The following is a 19867-nucleotide window of genomic DNA, read 5'->3' as shown; positions in this document are numbered from 1 at the left end:
CTGATGTCAGATTGAGGTCATTGCCTACAAGCTGACGGGATGAAGTTAGGACAATTCCTTCGTCCGCTGGACGCCTCCTTTTCCACTCCCAGCGCCGCCCGCAAACTGCTGCGCCTGCTCAGCGGCGCGCTGCTGCTGTGCCTGCTGTGCAGCCTGGCGTTCGCCCTGAGCATGGCGTTCAACCATGAGGTGTCGATCCGCCGCCGCGACATGAATGCGGCCATGTACGAGGCGCAGCTGTACTTCAGCCAGCGCGAGTCGCTGCTCGACTACCTCGGCCGCGGCCAGTTGCCGCTGGCCACGCCGGCCGGCGCGGCCACGCGGCTGCCGGCCTGGCCCGGCGAAGGCCCGGCGCCGCTGTTGCTGCCGCTGCCTGGCGCCGCGCGGGCGCTGCTGCTGTTCCCCGGCGACCTGGCCGAGCTGCGCGACAAGCGCCTGGGGCTGATCCACGTGGCGTCCGGCGCTACGCCGCAGGTCAGCCGGCTCAACGAGGCGGGCCACCCCGACGCCGCGCTGCCGGCCGGCGTGCTCGCCGCCCTGGCGGGCAGCTCCGGGGCGGGGCCGGGCACGCGCTGGCTGGCCGACCCCGGCGACCCGCTGGGTCGGCTGTTCCTGTTCAAGCGCCTGGAGGACGGCTGGCTGGGCCTGGAAATCCGCGGCGACGACCTCGACGCGGCGCTGCAGCGGCCCGAGGCCGGCGACTACCTGCTGCTGGACCGCCGGCACCGGGTGGTTTTCTCCAGCCCCGCCGAAAGCCCCGACGGCGAGGTGTTCCGCAACCTGTGGAATGGCGACTGCTTCGACTTCGTCGGCCTGGGCCCGATTCCCCTGCAGGTGGCCCTGCTCAAGCACCTGGGCGCCTCGAACTGGGCGCTGGTCTACCACCAGGGCGTCGGCCAGCTGCTGGTCGCCCTCTGGCTGCCGATCCTGCTGGCCAGCGGCCTGGCGCTGGCCGCCGGCCTGCTGCTGCAGCGCCTGGGGCAGCGCATCGACCAGCGCCTGATCCGCCCGGCGCAGCAGCGCCTGGAGGCGCTCAAGGAAAGCGAAGCCTTCTCCCGCGCGGTCATCCGCGCAGCCCCCGTGGCGCTGTGCGTGCTGCGCCGCGCCGATGCCGCGGTGGTGCTGGAGAACCCCCAGGCCGAGCAGTGGCTGGACGGCGGCCAGGTGATCCCCCGCGACGGCGTGCGCTGGATCGCCCAGGCCTTCGCCAGGGAGGGCGGCGCGGCCTGCGAGGAACTGGCGGTGGGCGGCGGGCGTCACCTGTACCTGAGCTACACGCCGACGCGCTACAACGGCGAGGACGTGCTGTTCTGCGCCTTCAGCGACATCAGCGCGCGCAAGCAGGCCGAGGCCGAGCTGTCCCGCGCCAAGCAGCTGGCCGACGCCGCCAACCAGGCCAAGACGCTGTTCCTGGCCACCATGAGCCACGAGATCCGCACGCCGCTGTACGGCGTGCTGGGCACCCTGGAACTGCTCGGCCGCACCCGCCTGGATCTGCAGCAGACCGGCTACCTGCAGGCCATCCAGCGTTCCTCCTCGACCCTGCTGCAGCTGATCAGCGACGTGCTCGACGTGTCCAAGATCGAGGCCGGGCAACTGGTGCTGGAGCCGGAGGAATTCTCGCCCCTGGAGCTGACCGAGGAAGTGGTCCAGTCCTTCGCCGGGGCGGCGCGGGCCAAGGGCCTGCAACTGTTCAGCTGCATCGACGCGCAGCTGCCCCTGCGCCTGTCCGGCGACGCCACGCGCATCCGCCAGATCCTGGGCAACCTGCTGAGCAACGCGCTGAAGTTCACCGACAGCGGCCGCGTGCTGGTGCGCGTGCGCCAGCGCGGCGAGGAGGGCGGCAAGGCGATCCTGGACTGGCAGGTGATCGACAGCGGCTGCGGCATCGCCGCCGAGGAGCAGGTGCGGCTGTTCGAGCCCTTCTACCAGGTTGGCGGCAGCGCCCGCCAGGTGGGCGGCACCGGCCTGGGCCTGTCGATCTGCAAGCGCCTCACCCGCCTGATGCACGGCCGCCTGCGGGTGGTCAGCGACCTCGGCCTGGGCAGCAGCTTCACCCTGAGCCTGCCGCTGGAGCCGGTCGAGGCCGCGGCGCAGCAACCGATACTGGAGGACGGCCCGGTGCTGGTGCTCTCGCCCATGCGCGAGCTGGGCGAGGCGCTGTGCGGCTGGATCGCCCGCTGGGGCGCGCGGGCGCGGATGGCCACGCCGCAGCTGCTGGCCGAGGCCGACGACCAGTCGGTGCTGGTGGAGGTCCGCCTGCACGGCCCGGCGGCGGCGCCGCTGGAGGGCTGGCCGGGCTGCCGCGTGGTGCTCAGCGCCGAGGGGCACCTGCAGCCGGCGCGCCTGGGCTGCGACTGGCTGGTCGGCCTGCACAGCCTGGGCGCCCTGGGCCGGGCCATCGGGCTGGCCCAGGGCTGCCTCAGCGGCGGCGCCCAGCGCGAACGCCCGGCGGGCGCCGCGCGCGACCTGCTGGGGCTGCGCGTGCTGGTGGTGGAAGACAACCAGATCAACCAACTGATCCTGCGTGACCAGCTGAACGCCCTGGGCTGCCGCGTGGAACTGGCCGGCAACGGCCAGGAAGCCCTGCAGCGCGGGCGCGCCGAAGACATCGACGTGGTCCTCACCGACCTCAACATGCCACGCATGGACGGCTACCAGCTGGCCAGCGAACTGCGCCAGCGCGGCTGGCAGCAGCCGATCATCGGGGCCACCGCCAATGCCATGCGCGAGGAGCGCGAGCGCTGCCTCGCCGCCGGCATGGACGACTGCCTGCTCAAGCCGGTGGACCTGGAGACGTTGTACCGCTGCCTGGCGGCAGCGAAGGAGATTTCATGAACCCCCTGCCTTACCGGGTGCTGGTCGTCGAAGACCAGGCCTTCCAGCGCGAGTACCTGCTGGAGCAACTGCGCACCCAGGGCGTGTGCTACCTCGAGGCGGCCGCCGACGGCGCCGAGGCCATCGAGCGCCTGGAGCGCCAGCGCTTCGACCTGGTGCTCAGCGACCTGCTGATGCCGGGGATGGACGGCGTGCAGCTGATCCAGCACCTGTCCACCCTGGAGTGGCGCCCGCAGCTGGCGCTGATGAGCTCGGCGCCGCAGCGGGTGCTCGGCGGCGCCTGCCAGGCGGCCCGGGCGCTGGGCCTGTCGGTGCTCGACCTGATCGCCAAGCCGGCGCCGCCGGCGGCCATCGCGCGGCTGCTGGAGCGCCTCGGCCAGCGCCAGGGCGCCGCGCGCGAACCGGGCCGGCAGGCGACCTGCTTCAGCCGCTCGCAACTGCTGCTGGCCCTGGCGCGGGGCGAGCTGCAGGCCTGGTTCCAGCCGAAGAAGTCGCTGCGCGACGGGCGCATCGTCGCCGCCGAGGCCCTGGTGCGCTGGCTGCACCCGGAGCACGGCCTGCTGCTGCCCGGCGCCTTCATCGACGACCTGGCCCGCCACGGCCTGGAGCAGGTGCTGCTGTGGACCATGATCGAGCAGTCGCTGCGCGCCCAGGCCGGCTGGCGCCAGCAGGGCTACCGCATACCGGTGTCGGTGAACCTGCCGACGCACCTGCTGGACGACCCCGGCCTGCCCGACCGCCTGGCCGACTTCGTCGTGCTGCAGGGCGGCGAGCCGGCCTCGCTGTGCTTCGAGTTGACCGAAAGCAGCACCACGCGCCGGCCCGGCAACTACCATGCCGGGGCCTGCCGCCTGCGCATGAAGGGCTTCGGCCTGGCCCAGGACGACTTCGGCCAGGGCTACAGCTCGCTGTACAACCTGGTGTCGACGCCCTTCACCGAGCTGAAGATCGACCGCGCCCTGGTGCACGGCAGCGTCGAGGACGAATCCCTCGCCGCGGCCCTGGAGAGCACCGTGGCCCTGGGCCACCGGCTGGGCCTGGAAGTGGTCGCCGAAGGCGTGGAGAGCACCGCCGAGCTGAGCCTGCTGCGGCGCCTGGCCTGCGACCGGGTACAGGGCTTCCTGATCTCCGAGGCGGTGTGCGCCGAGGCCTTCGACCGCCTGCTGCACGAAGACGGGCCGGCGGGGGCTCCCTGAGCCTCGTCCGGCGCCGCGCCGGCGGCGCAGCCTCGCGGGCTCGCCCGGGGCCATCTACAGTCAGCGAATCATGTTCTGCATGTTTCATGCGCGGAGCCCATTGCACCTTGGAACACAACGAAGGCTCGATCGGCAAGCTGGCCCGCAGCTCGCAGCGCCTGAACTTCTGGCTGTTCGGGCTGCTGGCGCTCAGCCTCGGGCTGGTGGGCGTGAGCTTCTGGGCGATCAAGCGCGTGCTGCAGGAGGAGTACGACAAGATCGACTTTCACTTCTCCCGGCTGATGGGCGACATCCGCGAGCACGAGGCGTTCCTGCTGCGCATCGCCCAGCAGAGCGACGAGGCCACGCGCAAGCGCGACCAGGACGTGGTGCCGCTGCAGCTCTCGCTGCAATGGCGCGAGGGGCCGATGGAGGTCTACGAGGGCCGCGAGTTCTCCTTCGCCATGCCCTTCACCCTGGCCGCCCGCGACCATGCGCCGGCGGACGGCGTTTCCACCGGGCCGTTCTCCCTCGGGGTGATGCTGGCGAACTTCTACTCCAGCGTCTGGAGCACTTCCAGCTACCCGGCGCCGCAGGCGCTGCTGTTCGACCTGGACGGCACCACCAGCATCGCGGTGCCGGCCCTGGCCAGCTCCCCGGGGCGCGGCGGGCTGGCCCGCGACACCTTCCTCGAAGTGGCCGCGCGGGTCGCCGCCGGCGTGCGCGAGCGCCCGCCCCCCGCGCACGACTACCAGGTGCACTGGGGCCGCGCCGACACCTACCACGGCGACAGCCGCGCGCTGCTCGGCTACGTCACCGTCGACCTGCCGGACAGCCTGTGGTGGGAAGGCGAGCGCGAGCGCCAGGTGATCGCCGCCAGCCTGCTCGACCTGGACCGCATCAACGACTACGAGCAGACCCTCCTGCGCCCGCTGTTCGGCCAGCTGACCCTGCTGGCGCCGGACGGCCGCCAACTGATGGGCCCGCCGCGCCCGGCGGAGCTGGACGACGGCCTGAGCCTGGGCAGCCGCGGCATGCTGTTCAAGCTGCGCAGCCAGCCCCACGGCGGCTGGGTTGCCGTCTACGGGGTGGACTACACGCTGTTCTTCCGCAACCTGGAGTGGCTGTTGCTGAGCCTGCCGGCGCTGGTGCTGACGGGCGTGGGCATCGGCCTGTACAGCGTGCGCTGGTACGCGCGGCGGGTGGTGGGGCCGGCCAGCGCGGCGCACCTGCGGGTGGTGGAGAGCGATGCCTTCAGCCGCACGGTGATCGACACCGCGCCGGTGGCCCTGTGCGTGCTGGGCCGCCATGGCCAGCAGCTGATCATCCACAACCAGCTGGCCGCGCAGTGGCTGGGCAGCGAGGCCGACATCCTCGCCCTGGCCCGCGACTGGCGGCTGTTCGACGGCGGCTGGCAGCACGGCGAGCTGTGCATCCGCAACGACGGCCTGTACCTGCAGGCGGCCTTCGCCGCCACCCGCTACCACGGCGAGGAAGCGCTGCTCTGTGTGTTCCGCGACATCACCGCCTACCACCAGGCCCAGGGCGCGCTGGCCGAGGCCAAGCGCGCGGCGGACTCGGCCAACGCCGCCAAGACGCTGTTCCTGGCCAACATGAGCCATGAGATCCGCACGCCGCTGTACGGCGTGCTGGGCACCCTGGAACTGCTCGCCCTCACCAGCCTGGACGTGCAGCAGCGCGGTTACCTGCAGGCCATCCAGGGCTCCTCGACGACCTTGCTGCAACTGATCAGCGACATCCTCGACGTGTCCAAGATCGAGGCCGGGCAGATGCTCCTCACCGAAGAGGACTTCAGCCCGCTGGACCTGGCCGAGGAAGTGATGCGCGGCTTCGCCGTCGGCGCCGCGGCCAAGCACCTGCAGTGGTACGCCTGCATCGACGCCGAGGTGCCGGCGCGCCTGCACGGCGACGCGGCGCGCCTGCGCCAGGTGCTGAACAACCTGCTGAGCAACGCGCTGAAGTTCACCGACGTCGGCCGCGTGGTGCTGCGCCTGAAGGTGCTCGGCCGCAGCGGGCAGCGGGTGCGCCTGCAATGGCAGGTCACCGACACCGGCATCGGCATTCCCGAGCACCTGCAGCCGCGCCTGTTCGAACCCTTCTTCCAGGTCGCCGAGGGCCACGGCAGCCTGGGCGGCACCGGCCTGGGCCTGGCCATCTGCTCGCGGCTCACGCAACTGATGGGCGGCGAGCTGCGCCTGGTCAGCGAGCCGGGCCTGGGCAGCAGCTTCTCGCTGTTCCTCGACCTGCCCGAAAGCGGCGAGGGCGGCAGCGCCCTGGCCGAGGTGCAGCTGCAATCCGGGCCGGTCTACCTGCGCGGTGCCGTGCGCGAGCTGGCCGGCTGCCTGGAGGCCTGGCTGCAGCGCTGGTGCTGCCTGGTGCTGCCCGGCGAGCCGCCGCCCGGCAGCGAGGCGACGACGGTGCTGCTGGAGCTGTTTCCCGATGCCCTGGAGCGCTGCGACTGGTCGGGGCCGCGGGTGCGCGTCCTGGCCGAGGCCGCCGGCCAGCCGCAGTTCGAGCGCGGCGCCTGGTGCGTCAGCCCGCTCAGCCTGCGCGGCATCGCCCGGGCCCTGGCGCTGGCGCAGAACGGCGAGGAGCAGCTGCCGGCGGTGGCCGAGCCGCCGCGCTTCGGCAAGCTCGGCCTGCGGGTGCTGGTGGCCGAGGACAACCCGGTCAACCAGGTGCTGCTGCGCGAGCAACTGGAGGAGCTGGGCTGCCAGGTGCGCCTGGCCGGCGACGGCCGCGAGGCATTGCGGCAGTTCGAGGGCGAGACCTTCGACGTGCTGCTCACCGACGTCAACATGCCGCACTGCAACGGCTACCAGCTGACCCGCGAATTGCGCGAGCGCGGCCTGGCGCTGCCGATCATCGGCGTGACCGCCAACGCCATGCGCGAGGAGGGCGAGCGCTGCCGGGCGGTGGGGATGAACGCCTGGCTGGTCAAGCCGCTGAGCCTGCAGGTGCTGCACGACACCCTGCGCGCGCTGGCGGCGCCCGGCGTGGCGGCCGAGGCGACGGCCGGCGCGGCGGCTGGCACTGCGCAGGCGCCGCAGGCCGCGGCGGGGCTGCAGGTGCCGGCGCACATGCTGCGGCTGTTCGTCGACACCATGCGCCAGGACCTGGAAAGCGCCGCCCAGGCCCGCCAGGCGGGCGACGCGGCGGCGCTGTGCCAGGCCCTGCACCGCATGGCCGGAGCCCTGGCGGTGGTGCGCGGGCAGGCCCTGGTGCGCAGCTGCCGGCTGCTGGAGGAGGGCCTCGGGGAAGGCCGCGTGGACTGCGACGATCCGCGGGTGGCGCGCCTGCTGGCGCGGATCGACGAGGCTCTGTGCAGCCTCTGAGGGCTAAGCTGAGAAGGACGGCCCGTCGCTGCGGCGGGCAACAGGCATGACCAAGAGACCGTTATGGAAAAACTCAGAATCGTGGTGGCCGATGATCATTCGATCGTACGGATGGGCGTGCGCGAAGTGGTGCAGGGGGACCCGCGCTTCTCCATCGTCGGCATGGCCGCCAACTCCAGCGAACTGGTGCGCCTGTACGGCGAGCTGGCGCCGGACATCGTCATCGCCGACTACAACATGCCCGGCGACGAGCAGTACGGCGACGGCCTCAAGCTGGTCGGCTACCTGCTGCGGCAGTTCCCGGGCACCCGCGTGCTGATCTACACCATGCTCAGCAACAACCTGATCTTCTCCAGCCTCTACGATCTGGGCGTGGCCGGGGTGGTGCCCAAGAGCAGCGACCCGGAGGAAATCCTCGCGGCGCTCGACGCCATCGCCGGCGGGCGCATCTACCGCGGCGCCTGCATGCAGGACCCGAACAGCGTGCTGCCCGGCGGCGACGACATCGAGGGGCGCATCGCCAGCCTCTCGACCAAGGAGTACGAAGTGCTGCGCCACTTCGTCTCGGGCCTGAGCGTGCGCGACATCGCCCGGGTGCTCAACCGCAGCGTGAAGACCGTCAGCGCGCAGAAGATCGCCGCCATGCGCAAGCTGGAGGTGGACAGCGACCAGGCGCTGCTGACCTTCTGCATCAAGGCCGAGCTCTTCCAGTGAGAGGCTGTAGGAATCTTCTCGTTACATTCATAGGAAGAGTTTGAAATTCCTTTGAGATTTGTCTGATTAAAGCCTTCCTGCGCACTCCCTAAAGTATGCGGCGTCGAGGCTGCCGGCCCTCCATCGCCACTGTGCTGGAAGGCGGTGGCGAGGAACCTTCGAGTGGCTCGGGTTCCTCGGGCGGGCCATTGCCGCTCGGCAGGCAGCCAGCGCAACCGCATTCAATTGGAGTTCGATCATGCACAAGAACCTGCTCGCCGCCCTGATCGTGGCCGGCGCCGGCCTGTCGCTAAACGCCCAGGCGGCCCAGACCGGGCAGATCCAGATCACCGGCAAGGTGGTGGACACCACCTGCTCGGTGGACGCCGGCTCGGGCAATGTCCAGGTGACCCTGCCCAACGTCGACAAGTCGCTGCTGCAGAACCCGGGCAGCAACACCGGCATCACCCCGTTCTCGGTCAAGGTCTCCGGCTGCACCGGCAGCTCCGGCACCGGCGCCGATACCGTGTCCATCGCCTTCGTCCCGGACGCCAACGTCGACATGAACGGCAACCTGGTCAACACCGGCGGCGCCAGCGCCGTGGCGGTGCAGCTGCTGGACAAGAACCAGCAGCCGATCAACATCCACAACGACAGCTACAGCGCCCAGGTGGCCCGCGGCGAGTCCACCGACGTGTCCGGCGGCGACATCAACCTGAACTACTACGCCCGCTACTTCTCCGCGGCCGGCGGGGCTGGCGCGGGTGACGTCGCGACCCAGGCGAACTTCCAGCTGATCTACCAGTGATCCACCCGTGATCGACCTGCCCGAGGCTCCGCCCCGGGCATCGAGGTACCCATGAAACAAGTCTTCCCCTCGCTGCGGCCGGCCTGGCTGCTGGCCGGCTTCCTGCTGCTCGCCTTCGGCGCGCCCCTGGCCCGCGCCGGGGTGGTCATCGACGGCACGCGGGTGATCTACCCGGCGAAGGAACGCGAGGTCACCCTGCGCCTGACCAACCAGGGCAAACAGCCGGTGCTGATGCAGGTCTGGGCCGACCGCGGCGACGAACGCTCCACGCCGCAGACCGCCAACGCGCCCTTCCTCATCACGCCGCCGATCTTCCGCCTGGACCCGCAGAAGGGCCAGAGCGTGCGCCTGATGTTCACCGGCGAGAAGCTGCCGCAGGACCGCGAGTCGCTGTTCTGGTTCAACGCCCTGGAAGTGCCGCCCATGCCCCAGGGCGCCGAGGCCAACTACATGCAGATCGCCGTGCGCTCGCGGCTGAAGCTGTTCTACCGGCCGGCCGGGCTGCCCGGCGACGTGGGCAGCGCGGTGGGCCAGGTGCGCTGGCAGCTGGTGCGCCAGGGCGCGGGCTATGCCCTGCGCGGCGACAATTCCAGCCCCTACCACCTGTCCTACAGCGGCCTGACCCTGGTCCAGGGCGGCCGCGACTACAAGGCGGCGGGCGGGATGATCGCGCCCTTCGCCAGCCAGACCTTCGCCCTCGACGGCTTCGCCGGCGGCACGGGCGCCGGGCAGGTGCGTTACCGCTGGATGAGCGACTACGGCGCCGCCCCGGAACGAACCGCCAGCCTGCATTGACCCCGGCCGCGCCTGGCGCGCGAGGGCCGATCCGACAAGGTACATCGATGTCTCGTCATTCCCGCCGTATTCCGGCCGCGCGCCGGCGCGCCTGGCCGTGCCCGGGGCCGCTGGCCCTGGCTATCGCCGCGGCCTGGGCCGCCTTCCCGGCGGACGCGCCGCGGGCCGCCGAGGACGCGCTCTACGCCGCCTTCAACCCGGCCTTCCTGCGCGGCCCCGACGGCCGCCCGCTGGACGTCACGCGCTACGAGCACGGCAACCCGGTCACCCCCGGCAGCTACCGGGTGGACGTCTACGTCAACCAGACCTGGACCGGCCGCCAGGAACTGCGGGTGCGCGGCGGCGAGGGCGACGCCCCGCCCAGCTACTGCTTCAAGCGCAGCCAGCTGCCGGCCCTGGGCCTGGACAGCGCCCGGCTGCCGGACGCCAAGGCCGCCGCGCGCGCCCTGGAGGACGCCGACTGCGTGGACGTGGTGCGCCTGGTGCCCGGCGCCCGCGCGGACTTCGTCCAGGGCGACCTGCGCCTGGACCTGAGCATTCCCCAGGCCTACCTGGGCCGGGTGTCGCGCGGTTACGTCGACCCGCGCGACTGGGACCGCGGCGTCACCGCGGCCTTCGTCGACTACAACGCCAACGCCTACCGCACCGAGGCCGGCGGCACCCAGGACCAGTACTACGCCGGCCTCAACGCCGGGCTCAACCTGGGCGACTGGCGCCTGCGCCACAACGGCAGCTACAGCCAGAGCCAGGGCGACCGGCAGAAGAGCACGCGGCACTACGACGCGATCAGCAGCTACGCCCAGCGCGACGTCACCGCGCTGAAATCGCAGCTGACCCTGGGCGAATACTTCACCCCCGCCGACCTGTTCGACAGCGTGCCCTACAGCGGCGTCCAGCTGGCCTCGGACGACCGCATGCTGCCCGACTCGCAGCGCGGCTTCGCCCCGGCCATCCGCGGCACCGCCGAGACCAACGCCAAGGTCACGGTGCGCCAGGGCGGCAACGTCCTCTACGAAACCAGCGTGGCGCCCGGGCCCTTCGTCATCGACGACCTGTACAACTCCGGCTACGCCGGCGACCTGGAAGTGACGGTGACCGAGGCCGACGGCCGCGTGCGCCAGTTCACCGTGCCCTTCGCCAGCGTCGCGCAGCTGCTGCGCCCGGGCGTGTCGCGCTACAGCGTCACCGCCGGCAAGTACCGCGACGACCGCCTGGACGACACCCCGAACTTCGTCCAGGGCACCTACCAGCGCGGCATCTCCAACCTGTGGACCGGCTACACTGGCAGCATAGTCGCCGAGAACTACCTGGCGCTGCAGGGCGGCCTGGCCCTGAGCACGCCGGTGGGCGCCTTCGCCTTCGACGTCACCCAGTCCCACGCCAGCGGCCTGAAGGCCGGCGACCAGGGCGGCAGCGCCAGCGGCCAGAGCTTCCGCCTGAGCTACAGCAAGCTGCTGGAATCCACCCGCACCAACTTCGCGGTGGCGGCCTACCGCTTCTCCAGCGACGGCTACCTGAACTTCGCCGACTTCGCCTACGCGCGCTCGCCGGAAGACGCCAACTACATCGCCTGGCGCCAGCGCAACCGCTTCCAGGTCAACCTCAGCCAGCCCCTGGGCGAGCGCCTGGGCAGCCTGTACCTGAGCGGTTCGGCGCAGAACTACTGGAACACCGGCAAGGGCAGCGACATGAGCTACCAGGCCGGCTACTCCAACAGCTTCAGCTGGGGCAGCCTGAGCCTGTCGGCCAACCGCACCCGCGCGCTGTCCGGCGAGACCGACACCCAGTACATGCTCAACCTGTCGCTGCCGCTGGGGCGCTCCAGCCACGCGCCGTACCTGAACAGCACCACCACGCGCAACAGCAACGGCGATATCAACAGCCAGCTGAGCGTGGCCGGCTCGCTGGGCGACTACAACCAGTTCAGCTACGGCGTGTACGGCTCGCGCAGCCGCATCGACGGGCAGAGCAGCAACACCGGCGGCGCCAACGTGCAGTACCGCGCGCCGCAGACCAACCTGTCGGCCAGCTACAGCGAAGGCGAGGGCTACCACCAGTACGGCCTGGGCCTGACCGGCAGCGTGGTGGCGCACCCCGGCGGGATCAACTTCAGCCAGGCCCAGGGCGAGACCCGCGCGGTGATCGAGGCCAGGGGCGCGGCCGGCGCTGCGCTGGTCAACAGCAGCGGCGGCGCGGTCGGCGGCAACGGCTACGGGGTGGTCTCCAGCCTGATGCCCTACCGCGAGAACCAGGTGGCGCTCGACCCCAAGGGCCTGCCCGACGACGTCGAGCTGCAGACCACCGCGCAGAACGTGGCGCCGCGCTACGGCGCGGTGGTGATGCTCAAGTACCCCACCGTCAGCGGCCAGCCGCTGCTGCTGCGCCTGCTGGACGAGCAGGGCAACAGCCTGCCGGTGGGCGCCGAGGTGCTCGACGCCCAGGGCAACAGCCTGACCCTGGTGGGCCAGGGCAGCCGGGTGTTCCTGCGCCTGCGCGACACCAGCGGCGAGCTGCAGGTGCGCTGGGGCGAAGGCCCGCATCGGCAATGCCGGGCGCGCTACCAGGTGCCGGCCGCGGCCGGCGACGGCAAACCCTTCCAGCAGGCCGAGGCGGTGTGCGTGCGCCCGTCCGCCGGCGGTGAACTGGCGGCCCGCTAGGCGGCCGCGTTCGACGAGGTATCCATGAAGAAGATTTTCCTGTTCTGCCTGCTGCTGTTGCTCGGCGGCCTGTCGACCACGGCCTGGGCGAGCTGCAGCTTCGACTCCGGCTACATGACCTCGCAGCTGAACATCAGCCTGCCGGCGACCATCAGCGTGCCCGTCGATGCCACGCCGAACACCGAGCTGTGGAGCAGCGGCTGGGTCTCCGCCAGCGGCAACAACATCAGCTGCAACAGCACCGGCGTCGTCTCCGGCGTGCTGGCCGGCGGCATCGGCGCGGCGGTGCCGGGCTTCACCAACAGCAGCGGCTACCCCTCGGTGTTCAAGACCAACATCGACGGCATCGGCATCTCGGTCTACTGGTGCAACAACGCCAACTGCAACCCGAACTACAACAACGTGACGCCCATCGCCAGCCTGGCCTGGCCGGTGAGCGCCACCCAGTACCCGCTGAAGAACTCCTGGTGGGTGCGCCTGGTGAAGACCGGGCCGATCCTCAATGGCGGCCAGCTGCAGGTCAGCGGCACCTCCACGGTGTCGTACCAGAACCTGACGGTGGCGCAGCTGACCTTCACCGGCGCCACCGCGGTCACCTCGCGGGCCTGCGAGATCAACCCCGACAGCCAGGGCATCACCGTGCCGCTGCCGACCGTGCTCAAGAGCGACTTCCCCGCCGGCCTCGGCGTGCTGGCCGACAACGGCAAGGCCCGCGCCTTCCACATCAACCTGCGCTGCGACAGCGGGGTGAAGGTCTGGTACCGCATCGACGGCGCCAGCAGCGGCAACCAGGTCCTCGACAACGCCAGCGGCGCCGGCATGGCCGGCGGCGTCGGCGTCCAGCTGTTCTTGGGCGACGCCAGCAGCATCCTGGTACACCCCCTGGCCACCCGCTCGCTGGCGGCCACCACCACGAACGCTGGCCAGGCGGTGAGCATTCCCCTGGCGGCCAAGTACTACAAGACCGCCAGCACGGTGACGGGCGGGCAGGTGGCGGTCACCGCGACCTTCACCATGACCTACGAATGAGCGACCGCTCGTCCGTTGGCGGGGGATAAAACCGACCTGCTGTCGATCCCCTCCGGCCCGGCGCGACTATAGGTATCTGCGTCCCACCGCCGGAGGAGCCGAGGATGAAATACCTGTGCCTGATCTACCTGGACGAGAAAGCCGCCGCGCAGCTGCCCGCCCATGACTACCGCGCCGTGGTGGAAGAGTGCCTGGGCTACGAGCAGCAGTTGCGCGAGCGCGGCCAGCTGGTGGCGGTGGAGGCCCTGCAGTCGGTGGAGAACGCCACCACCCTGCGCCACCGCGACGGCCAGCTGTCGGTCACCGACGGGCCCTTCGCCGAGACCCGCGAGCAGCTCGGCGGCTTCTACCTGATCGAGGCGCGCGACCTCAACGAGGCCATCCAGATCGCCGCGAAGATCCCGCCGGGGCGCCTGGGCTGCATCGAGGTGCGGCCGATCCGCGACTGGGAGCAGCACTTCGCCGCCCAGGGCTGAGCCCCGCCACCCGCCGCGGCGGCGAGCCGCGCGAAGAGGAGAGCCAAGCATGAGCATCGACAACTTCACCCTGCCGCCCGTGGTGCCCCGCGAAGACTGGCTGGCCGCGCGCAAGCGCCTGTGGCGGCTGGAGCGCGAGGCCACCCACGCCCGCGACGCCCTCAACGCCGAGCGGCGCAAGCTGCCGCTGGTGCGCATCGACAAGGACTACCGCTTCGAAGGCCCCAGCGGCCCGCTGCGCCTGCTCGACCTGTTCGAGGGGCGGCCGCAGCTGATCGTCTACCACTTCATGTTCCACCGCGACCGTGGCGAGGGTTGCGAGGGCTGCTCCTTCCTGGTCGACAACCTCGGCCGCCTGGAGCACCTGCACGCCCGCGGCACCACCCTGGCCCTGGTGTCCCGCGCGCCGCTGGCGGAGATCGCGCCGTTCCGCGCGCGCATGGGCTGGCGGCTGCCCTGGTACTCGTCCTTCGGCAGCGACTTCAACTACGACTTCCACGTCACCCTCGACGAGAAGGTGGCGCCGATCGAATACAACTACCGCGACCTGGACGAGTTGCGGCGCCTGGGCCAGGACTACCACATCCAGGGCGAGCAGCCCGGCATGAGCGTGTTCCTGCGCGACGGCGACAGCGTCTACCACAGCTACTCCGCCTACGGCCGCGGGCTGGAGGCGCCGCTGTTCACCTACCACCTGCTCGACCTCACGCCCCTGGGCCGCGGCGAGGGCTGGGGCGGCATGGCCGACCTCGACGGCAAGGGCATGAACTGGCTGCGCTACCATGACCGCTACGACGACAAGCAACCGCCGCACGGCTGCTGCGCGTCCTGAAGAGGAGGAATCGCCATGGGAAGTCCCATCGACCCGGCCATCCAGCGCCTGCTGGACGGCTGGCTGGAAGCGGTACAGGCCGGCGACGTCGCGGCCATCGTCCGCCACTACAGCGACGACGTGCTGGCCTTCGACGCCGTGGCTCAACTGCAGTTCGTCGGCCGCGAGGCCTACGCGCAGCACTGGCGCGCCTGCCTGCAGGCCTGCCAGCAGACGCGCTTCGAGCGCCACCACCTGGCGGTGGAGCAGGGCGGCGACGTCGCCTTCGGCCACTACCTGTCGTACTGCGGCGGCAAGGACGAGAAGGGCGAGGAGAAGGCCTCCTGGGCGCGGGTGACCTTCGGCCTGCGGCGGGTAGACGGGGAATGGAGGATCGTCCACGAGCATTTCTCCATCCCCTTCGACATGCACACCGGGCAACTGCTGTTCGACGCCCAGCCATGAGCCGGCCGCATGCATGACTACGCGCCGCCTTCGCTGCAGGATACGGTGGATGACATCTACCGCCGCGAATCGCGGCGCGTGCTGGCCACGCTGATCCGCCTGCTGGGCGACTTCGACCGCGCCGAGGAAGCGCTGCACGACGCCTTCGCCGCCGCCGTGGAGCAGTGGGGGCGCGATGGCCTGCCGCACAACCCGCGGGCGTGGCTGGTCTCCGCCGGGCGCTTCAAGGCCATCGACCACCTGCGCCGGCGGGTGCGCTTCGACGCCTCGCTGGAGCAGATCGCCCGCCAGCTGGAGATCGATGCCCAGGGCGAGGAGGAGACCGAGCACGAAGGCCTGGAGGACGACCGCCTGCGCCTGGTGTTCACCTGCTGCCACCCGGCGCTGGCCGCCGACGCCCAGGTGGCGCTGACCCTGCGAGAAGTCTGCGACCTGCGCACCGAGGAAATCGCCCGGGCCTTCCTGGCAGCGCCCGCGACCATCGCCCAGCGCATCGTCCGCGCCAAGCAGAAGATCCGCGACGCGCGCATTCCCTACCAGGTGCCGGAGCCGGCCGAGTTGCCGCAGCGCCTGGCCAGCGTGCTGCGCGTGGTGTACCTGGTGTTCAACGAGGGCTACGCGGCTTCTAGCGGCGAATCCCTGACCCGCGCCGAGCTTTCCGCCGAGGCCATCCGCCTGGGCCGGCAACTGCTGGAACTGCTGCCGGAGCCGGAAGTGCTGGGCCTGCTGGCGCTGATGCTGTTGCAGGAATCGCGGCGCGCCGCGCGCAGCGACGAGCACGGCGAGCTGGTGCTGCTGGAGCACCAGGACCGCTCGCGCTGGGACGCCGGGCTGATCGCCGAGGGCCAGCGCCTGGTCGGCCTGGCCCTGGCCAGCCGCCGCTTCGGTTCCTACACCTTGCAGGCGGCCCTGGCCGCGGTGCACGCCGAGGCGGCGGACCTGGCCAGCACCGACTGGCCGCGGATGCTGGCGCTGTACGACGCGCTGCTGCAACTGCAGCCCTCGCCGGTGGTGGAACTCAACCGCGCCGTGGCCCTGGCCATGCGCGACGGCCCCGAGGCCGGGCTGGCAGCGCTGGACGCCATCCTCGCCCGCGGCGAACTGGCCGACTACCACCTGGCCCACGCCGCCCGCGCCGACTTCTGCCGACGCCTGGGCCGCCCCGCCGAAGCCCGCGAGGCGTACCAGCGCGCACTGGCGCTGACGCGCCTGGAACCGGAGCGACGTTTCCTCGAACAGCGCCTGCGAGAGTTGGAAACGTAGGGCGTATAACCGTTCGCGGTTATACGCCGTTTAACCCACGCCGCAGTCAACGCCAAGGTCAGCCCAGGTGCCGCCTGAGACCAAGGTCAAACGGCGGATAACGTCGAACGTTATCCGCCCTACGCCGCGCCGAGGTGCTCTTCGTAGGAGCGAGCTTGCTCGCGAACCAACCCCGCTGCGAGGCCGGGTTCGCGAGCAAGCTCGCTCCTACGAAAAGCCGTGCTCGCCTGTAACGCAGGGCACCATCAACCCTGCGCCGCCATCTCCCGCAACTTCTCCAGCGAGACGATGCGCAACTGCCGGTAGCCCAGCTCCAGCGCGCCGCCGGCCACCAGCTCGCGCAGTTCCAGGGACAGCGTCTGGCGGCTGATGCCGAGCATCATCGCCAATTCGTCCTGGCTGATGCGCACCAGCTGGCGCTGCTCGCCGTCGATGCTGCCGTCGCCGCGCGCCAGCTGTTCCAGGCGGCTGGCGATGCGGGCGCGGGTGGAGCGCAGCATGGCGTCTTCCAGCAGGCGGTAGACCAGGCGCGTGTGCTGCGCCTGGAGCACGCAGACGGCGCGGGCGAAGCCGTTGTCGAGCATCAGCCGGTCGAAGGTCGCCTGGTCCACGCCCAGCACCTCGCTGTCGCGGCTGGCGAGCACGTCGTGGGTGCGCGGCAGGCCGTCGAGCATCGAGGCCTCGCCGAACCAGTGGCCCGGCTCCAGCACCGCGAGGATCGCCTCCTTGCCGTCCTCGCGCAGGGTCGAGGCCTTCAGCTTGCCCTGCAGCAGGGTGAGGAAGTGCTCGCCGCGGTCGCCCTGGCGGAACACGAACTCGCCGGCGCGCAGGCGCAGGCGCCGGCCCTCGGCGGCCAGGGCATGGCGCACCGCGGGGGCGAGGCGGGCGAACCAGGGGTTGGCGTCCAGCTGTTGCAGCAGCGCTTCGGTGTCGGTCATGGGGCGGGTTCGGGCAGTGGGTCGAGGCACTTTGACCGCCTTGCCCGGCCGCTGCAAGCCATGGCAATTGTCGGGTTTCCGGCAGTCCTGCATCGCGCGCTGGCCTAGCCTGCCTGGCAACGCGGGCGGTGTGCGCCCGCAGGCCAAGGAGAACAACAAGATGAGTTTCGCAGCCAAGGTAGTGTGGATAACCGGCGCGTCGTCCGGCATCGGCGAGGCGCTGGCGCTGGCATTGCTGGAGCAGGGCGCCGAGGTGATCCTCTCCGGCCGCCGCGTCGAGGCCCTGCAGGCGCTGGCCGGACGCGCCCCGCAGCGGGCGCTGGTGCTGCCCTTCGAAAGCACCGACTACGAGCGCCTGCCGGCCCTGGTGGAGCAGGCCTGGGCCTGGCGCGGGCGCATCGACCTGCTGGTGAACAACGCCGGCGTCAGCCAGCGCAGCCTGGCCCTGGACACTGGCCTTGCGGTGTACCGGCAACTGATGGAAGTGGACTATCTGGCCCCGGTGGCCCTGACCCAGGCCCTGCTGCCGCGCCTGGTGGAGCAGCGCGGCGGCCAGTTGGCGGTGGTCAGCTCGGTGGCCGGCAAGGTCGGCGCGCCGCTGCGCACCGGCTACTGCGGCGCCAAGCACGCGGTGGTCGGCTACTTCGAGGCGTTGCGCGCGGAAGTGGAGGCGGCCTACGGCATCGGCGTCAGCGTGATCCTGCCGGGCTCGGTGCGCACCGCCATCGCGCTGAACTCCCTGGAAGGCAACGGCACCCAGCGCGGCCGCTCGGACACCAACATCGACAACGGCATCGACCCGGCGGTGGCGGCCCAGACCATCCTCGCCGGCCTGGCTGCGCGGCAGCACGACATCGTGGTGGCCGAGGGGATGGAGAAGCTGGCACTGCAGTTGCGGCAGGCTGATCCGGAGAAGCTTTTTGCGCTGGTTGCGCAGGAGGGGGCGCGTCTGGCGCAGCAGCGGGAGGCGTTGGGGGCTGGGGCGTCTATCGATCCGGGGGATGTGAGTCGGTTGCAGGGGTGAGCCCGGCGCGGCCTGGGGCCATCGCGGACGGAGTCCGCTCCTACGACCGTGCTTTCCTGGACCCTCTGCGGGCGTCTCCGGGGCACCGGGGCGCTTTTCGTAGGATGGGTTGAGTATTGGCGAAACCCATGCGGCCACGGCGATGGGCATCGCTTCGCTCGACCCATCCTACGGGGCATATTTGCCGGGGGTAGGAGCGGACTCCGTCCGCGATTATTCGTCGTTGGCACGGCGGCGTCTTTGCTAAGCTCCCCGGCGCCGCAATCCATTCGAGGTCCCGCCATGCGCCGTTCCCCCCTGCTAGCCACCCTTGGCCTGCTCGCCATCCTCAACGCCCCCGCCGTCTTCGCCCACGCCCACCTGAAGAGCGAAACCCCCGCCGCCGACAGCACCGCCGCCGCCCCCAAGGAACTGCGCCTGACCTTCTCCGAGGGCGTCGAGGCGAAGTTCACCAAGGTCACGGTCACCGCCGTCGACGGCAAGGCCGTGAAGGTGGCCGGCATCGCCACCACCGAGGGCGACGCCAAGGTGCTGGTGGTGACCTTCGACCAGCCGCTGCCGGCCGGCGAGTACAAGGTGGAATGGCACGCCGTTTCGGTGGACACCCACAAGAGCAACGGCAGCTACGCCTTCAAGGTCGCGCCCTGAACCATGAGCCGCATCCGCCATGGATGACGCCCTGGTTTTCTGCCGTTTCCTGCATCTCGCCCTGACCCTGACGCTGTTCGGCGTGGCGCTGTTCCGTGCGGTGCTGCGCCGCCAGGAGCCCGCCGTGCTCGCTGCGCTGGACGGCCGCGTGCTGGCCGGGCAACGCATCGCCGCCGCGCTGGCGCTGTTCAGCGGCCTGGCCTGGCTCGGCCTGGTGGCGGCGAGCATGGCCGGCGACTGGTCCGCCGCCCTGGACGGCCCGACGCTGCGGCTGGTGCTGGGGCAGACCTTCTTCGGCCAGGTCTGGGCCTGGCACCTGCTGGCGAACGTCGCGCTGCTGGTTGCGCTGTGCCTGCCGCTGTCGGTGGACAACCCGCTACGCGTGCTGCTGTCTGGCGCCGTGCTGGCCAGCCTGGCGCCGGTGGGCCATGGCGCCATGCTCGACGGCTGGGCTGGTGTCGGACTGATGCTCAACCAGGCCCTGCACCTGCTCTGCGCCGGCGCCTGGCTCGGCGGCCTGCTGTTGCTGGCGGCGCTGCTGTACCGCGCGCCGGATTCCACCCATGGCGAGGCGCTGCGGCGCTTCAGTGGCGTGGGCTACCTGCTGGTGGCCGGCGTGGCAGCCAGTGGGCTGGTGAACGTCTGGGCGCTGGTCGGGCAATGGCCGGACCCGCGCACTTCCACCTTCGGGCTGGTGCTGACGATCAAGCTGCTGCTGGTGGCGGGGATGCTCGCCCTGGCCCTGCTCAATCGCGTGGCCCTGGCCTTCCGTGAGAAGCGCCTGCTGGCGCTGCGGCGCAGCGTGGTGCTGGAGTGGGTGTGCGGGGTGGCTGCGGTGGCCGTCGTATCGCTGTTGGGGACGTTGTCCCCGGCGGGTTGATTCGGCGGGTT

At 71.0% G+C, this 19867-nt stretch carries 16 protein-coding genes; 15 read left to right on the top strand and 1 reads right to left on the bottom strand.

Going from position 1 to position 19867, the window contains the following annotated elements:
• The first annotated feature begins 39 nt into the window (after window positions 1–39).
• The 12 genes from M8R19_RS09930 (at window position 40) to M8R19_RS09875 (ending at window position 16366) form a co-directional block, all read left to right on the top strand.
• On the top strand, window positions 40–2838 hold the full coding sequence (locus M8R19_RS09930) for an ATP-binding protein (protein ID WP_249917707.1): 2799 nt from the start codon (window positions 40–42) through the stop codon (window positions 2836–2838).
• On the top strand, window positions 2835–4034 hold the full coding sequence (gene pvrR / locus M8R19_RS09925; protein WP_058072747.1) for a response regulator cyclic di-GMP phosphodiesterase PvrR: 1200 nt from the start codon (window positions 2835–2837) through the stop codon (window positions 4032–4034). The genes M8R19_RS09930 and pvrR overlap by 4 nt, the downstream gene beginning before the upstream one ends.
• Window positions 4035–4141: 107 nt before the next feature.
• Window positions 4142–7369: a hybrid sensor histidine kinase/response regulator gene (locus M8R19_RS09920; protein WP_249917706.1), complete on the top strand. Its 3228-nt coding sequence runs from the start codon at window positions 4142–4144 to the stop codon at window positions 7367–7369.
• 63 nt (window positions 7370–7432) lie between these two features.
• Entirely contained in the window at window positions 7433–8083 is a 651-nt protein-coding gene (locus M8R19_RS09915; RefSeq protein ID WP_043272408.1) for a response regulator, read from the top strand.
• A gap of 238 nt (window positions 8084–8321) precedes the next feature.
• The gene (locus M8R19_RS09910; RefSeq protein ID WP_058072749.1) at window positions 8322–8870 is read left to right on the top strand and encodes a fimbrial protein; all 549 of its coding nucleotides are present in this window, start codon (window positions 8322–8324) and stop codon (window positions 8868–8870) included.
• A 51-nt stretch (window positions 8871–8921) separates the two neighbouring features.
• On the top strand, window positions 8922–9665 hold the full coding sequence (locus M8R19_RS09905) for a fimbrial biogenesis chaperone (RefSeq protein WP_116422554.1): 744 nt from the start codon (window positions 8922–8924) through the stop codon (window positions 9663–9665).
• Window positions 9666–9712: 47 nt separating this feature from the next.
• Window positions 9713–12322, top strand: coding sequence for a fimbria/pilus outer membrane usher protein (locus tag M8R19_RS09900; protein ID WP_249917705.1), 2610 nt, complete (start codon window positions 9713–9715; stop codon window positions 12320–12322).
• Between the two features lie 24 nt (window positions 12323–12346).
• Window positions 12347–13351 (top strand): fimbrial protein, encoded by a 1005-nt coding sequence (locus M8R19_RS09895; RefSeq protein WP_116422553.1) that lies wholly within the window; start codon window positions 12347–12349, stop codon window positions 13349–13351.
• Between the two features lie 104 nt (window positions 13352–13455).
• Window positions 13456–13827, top strand: coding sequence for a YciI family protein (locus tag M8R19_RS09890; RefSeq protein WP_116422552.1), 372 nt, complete (start codon window positions 13456–13458; stop codon window positions 13825–13827).
• 49 nt (window positions 13828–13876) lie between these two features.
• A complete protein-coding gene (locus M8R19_RS09885; protein ID WP_249917704.1) occupies window positions 13877–14659 on the top strand; it encodes a DUF899 domain-containing protein in 783 nt (260 codons plus the stop codon).
• A gap of 15 nt (window positions 14660–14674) precedes the next feature.
• Entirely contained in the window at window positions 14675–15103 is a 429-nt protein-coding gene (locus M8R19_RS09880) for a YybH family protein (protein WP_249917703.1), read from the top strand.
• A 9-nt stretch (window positions 15104–15112) separates the two neighbouring features.
• Window positions 15113–16366 (top strand): RNA polymerase sigma factor, encoded by a 1254-nt coding sequence (locus M8R19_RS09875; protein WP_249917702.1) that lies wholly within the window; start codon window positions 15113–15115, stop codon window positions 16364–16366.
• A gap of 245 nt (window positions 16367–16611) precedes the next feature.
• Here the strand turns inward: M8R19_RS09875 and M8R19_RS09870 are convergent, their stop codons facing one another.
• Window positions 16612–17304, bottom strand: coding sequence for a Crp/Fnr family transcriptional regulator (locus M8R19_RS09870; protein WP_249917701.1), 693 nt, complete (start codon window positions 17302–17304; stop codon window positions 16612–16614).
• A gap of 160 nt (window positions 17305–17464) precedes the next feature.
• Between M8R19_RS09870 and M8R19_RS09865 the strand changes: the two genes are divergently transcribed.
• From M8R19_RS09865 to copD, 3 genes are all read left to right on the top strand, one after another.
• Window positions 17465–18328 (top strand): SDR family NAD(P)-dependent oxidoreductase, encoded by an 864-nt coding sequence (locus M8R19_RS09865; protein ID WP_061563208.1) that lies wholly within the window; start codon window positions 17465–17467, stop codon window positions 18326–18328.
• A gap of 282 nt (window positions 18329–18610) precedes the next feature.
• Complete coding sequence (gene copC, locus M8R19_RS09860; RefSeq protein WP_249917700.1) at window positions 18611–18976, top strand: copper homeostasis periplasmic binding protein CopC; 366 nt, start codon at window positions 18611–18613, stop codon at window positions 18974–18976.
• 19 nt (window positions 18977–18995) lie between these two features.
• Window positions 18996–19856, top strand: coding sequence for a copper homeostasis membrane protein CopD (gene copD / locus M8R19_RS09855; RefSeq protein WP_249917699.1), 861 nt, complete (start codon window positions 18996–18998; stop codon window positions 19854–19856).
• The last annotated feature ends 11 nt before the right edge of the window (window positions 19857–19867 follow it).

It is taken from the genome of Pseudomonas sp. R3.Fl (genome assembly GCF_023516765.1).
GTDB lineage: Bacteria > Pseudomonadota > Gammaproteobacteria > Pseudomonadales > Pseudomonadaceae > Pseudomonas > Pseudomonas citronellolis.
Note: the sequence above shows the minus strand (reverse complement) of the source record. Positions and strands in the feature narration are given on the sequence as shown.

Excerpts from the sequence above, each read along its gene's own strand:
- M8R19_RS09930 (WP_249917707.1), top strand. The coding sequence starts at position 40 with ATGAAGTTAGGACAATTCCTTCGTCCGCTGGACGCCTCCTTTTCCACT.
- pvrR (WP_058072747.1), top strand. The coding sequence starts at position 2,835 with ATGAACCCCCTGCCTTACCGGGTGCTGGTCGTCGAAGACCAGGCCTTC.
- M8R19_RS09915 (WP_043272408.1), top strand. The coding sequence starts at position 7,433 with ATGGAAAAACTCAGAATCGTGGTGGCCGATGATCATTCGATCGTACGG.
- M8R19_RS09910 (WP_058072749.1), top strand. The coding sequence starts at position 8,322 with ATGCACAAGAACCTGCTCGCCGCCCTGATCGTGGCCGGCGCCGGCCTG.
- M8R19_RS09905 (WP_116422554.1), top strand. The coding sequence starts at position 8,922 with ATGAAACAAGTCTTCCCCTCGCTGCGGCCGGCCTGGCTGCTGGCCGGC.
- M8R19_RS09900 (WP_249917705.1), top strand. The coding sequence starts at position 9,713 with ATGTCTCGTCATTCCCGCCGTATTCCGGCCGCGCGCCGGCGCGCCTGG.
- M8R19_RS09895 (WP_116422553.1), top strand. The coding sequence starts at position 12,347 with ATGAAGAAGATTTTCCTGTTCTGCCTGCTGCTGTTGCTCGGCGGCCTG.
- M8R19_RS09890 (WP_116422552.1), top strand. The coding sequence starts at position 13,456 with ATGAAATACCTGTGCCTGATCTACCTGGACGAGAAAGCCGCCGCGCAG.
- M8R19_RS09885 (WP_249917704.1), top strand. The coding sequence starts at position 13,877 with ATGAGCATCGACAACTTCACCCTGCCGCCCGTGGTGCCCCGCGAAGAC.
- M8R19_RS09880 (WP_249917703.1), top strand. The coding sequence starts at position 14,675 with ATGGGAAGTCCCATCGACCCGGCCATCCAGCGCCTGCTGGACGGCTGG.
- M8R19_RS09875 (WP_249917702.1), top strand. The coding sequence starts at position 15,113 with ATGCATGACTACGCGCCGCCTTCGCTGCAGGATACGGTGGATGACATC.
- M8R19_RS09870 (WP_249917701.1), bottom strand. The coding sequence starts at position 17,304 with ATGACCGACACCGAAGCGCTGCTGCAACAGCTGGACGCCAACCCCTGG.
- M8R19_RS09865 (WP_061563208.1), top strand. The coding sequence starts at position 17,465 with ATGAGTTTCGCAGCCAAGGTAGTGTGGATAACCGGCGCGTCGTCCGGC.
- copC (WP_249917700.1), top strand. The coding sequence starts at position 18,611 with ATGCGCCGTTCCCCCCTGCTAGCCACCCTTGGCCTGCTCGCCATCCTC.
- copD (WP_249917699.1), top strand. The coding sequence starts at position 18,996 with ATGGATGACGCCCTGGTTTTCTGCCGTTTCCTGCATCTCGCCCTGACC.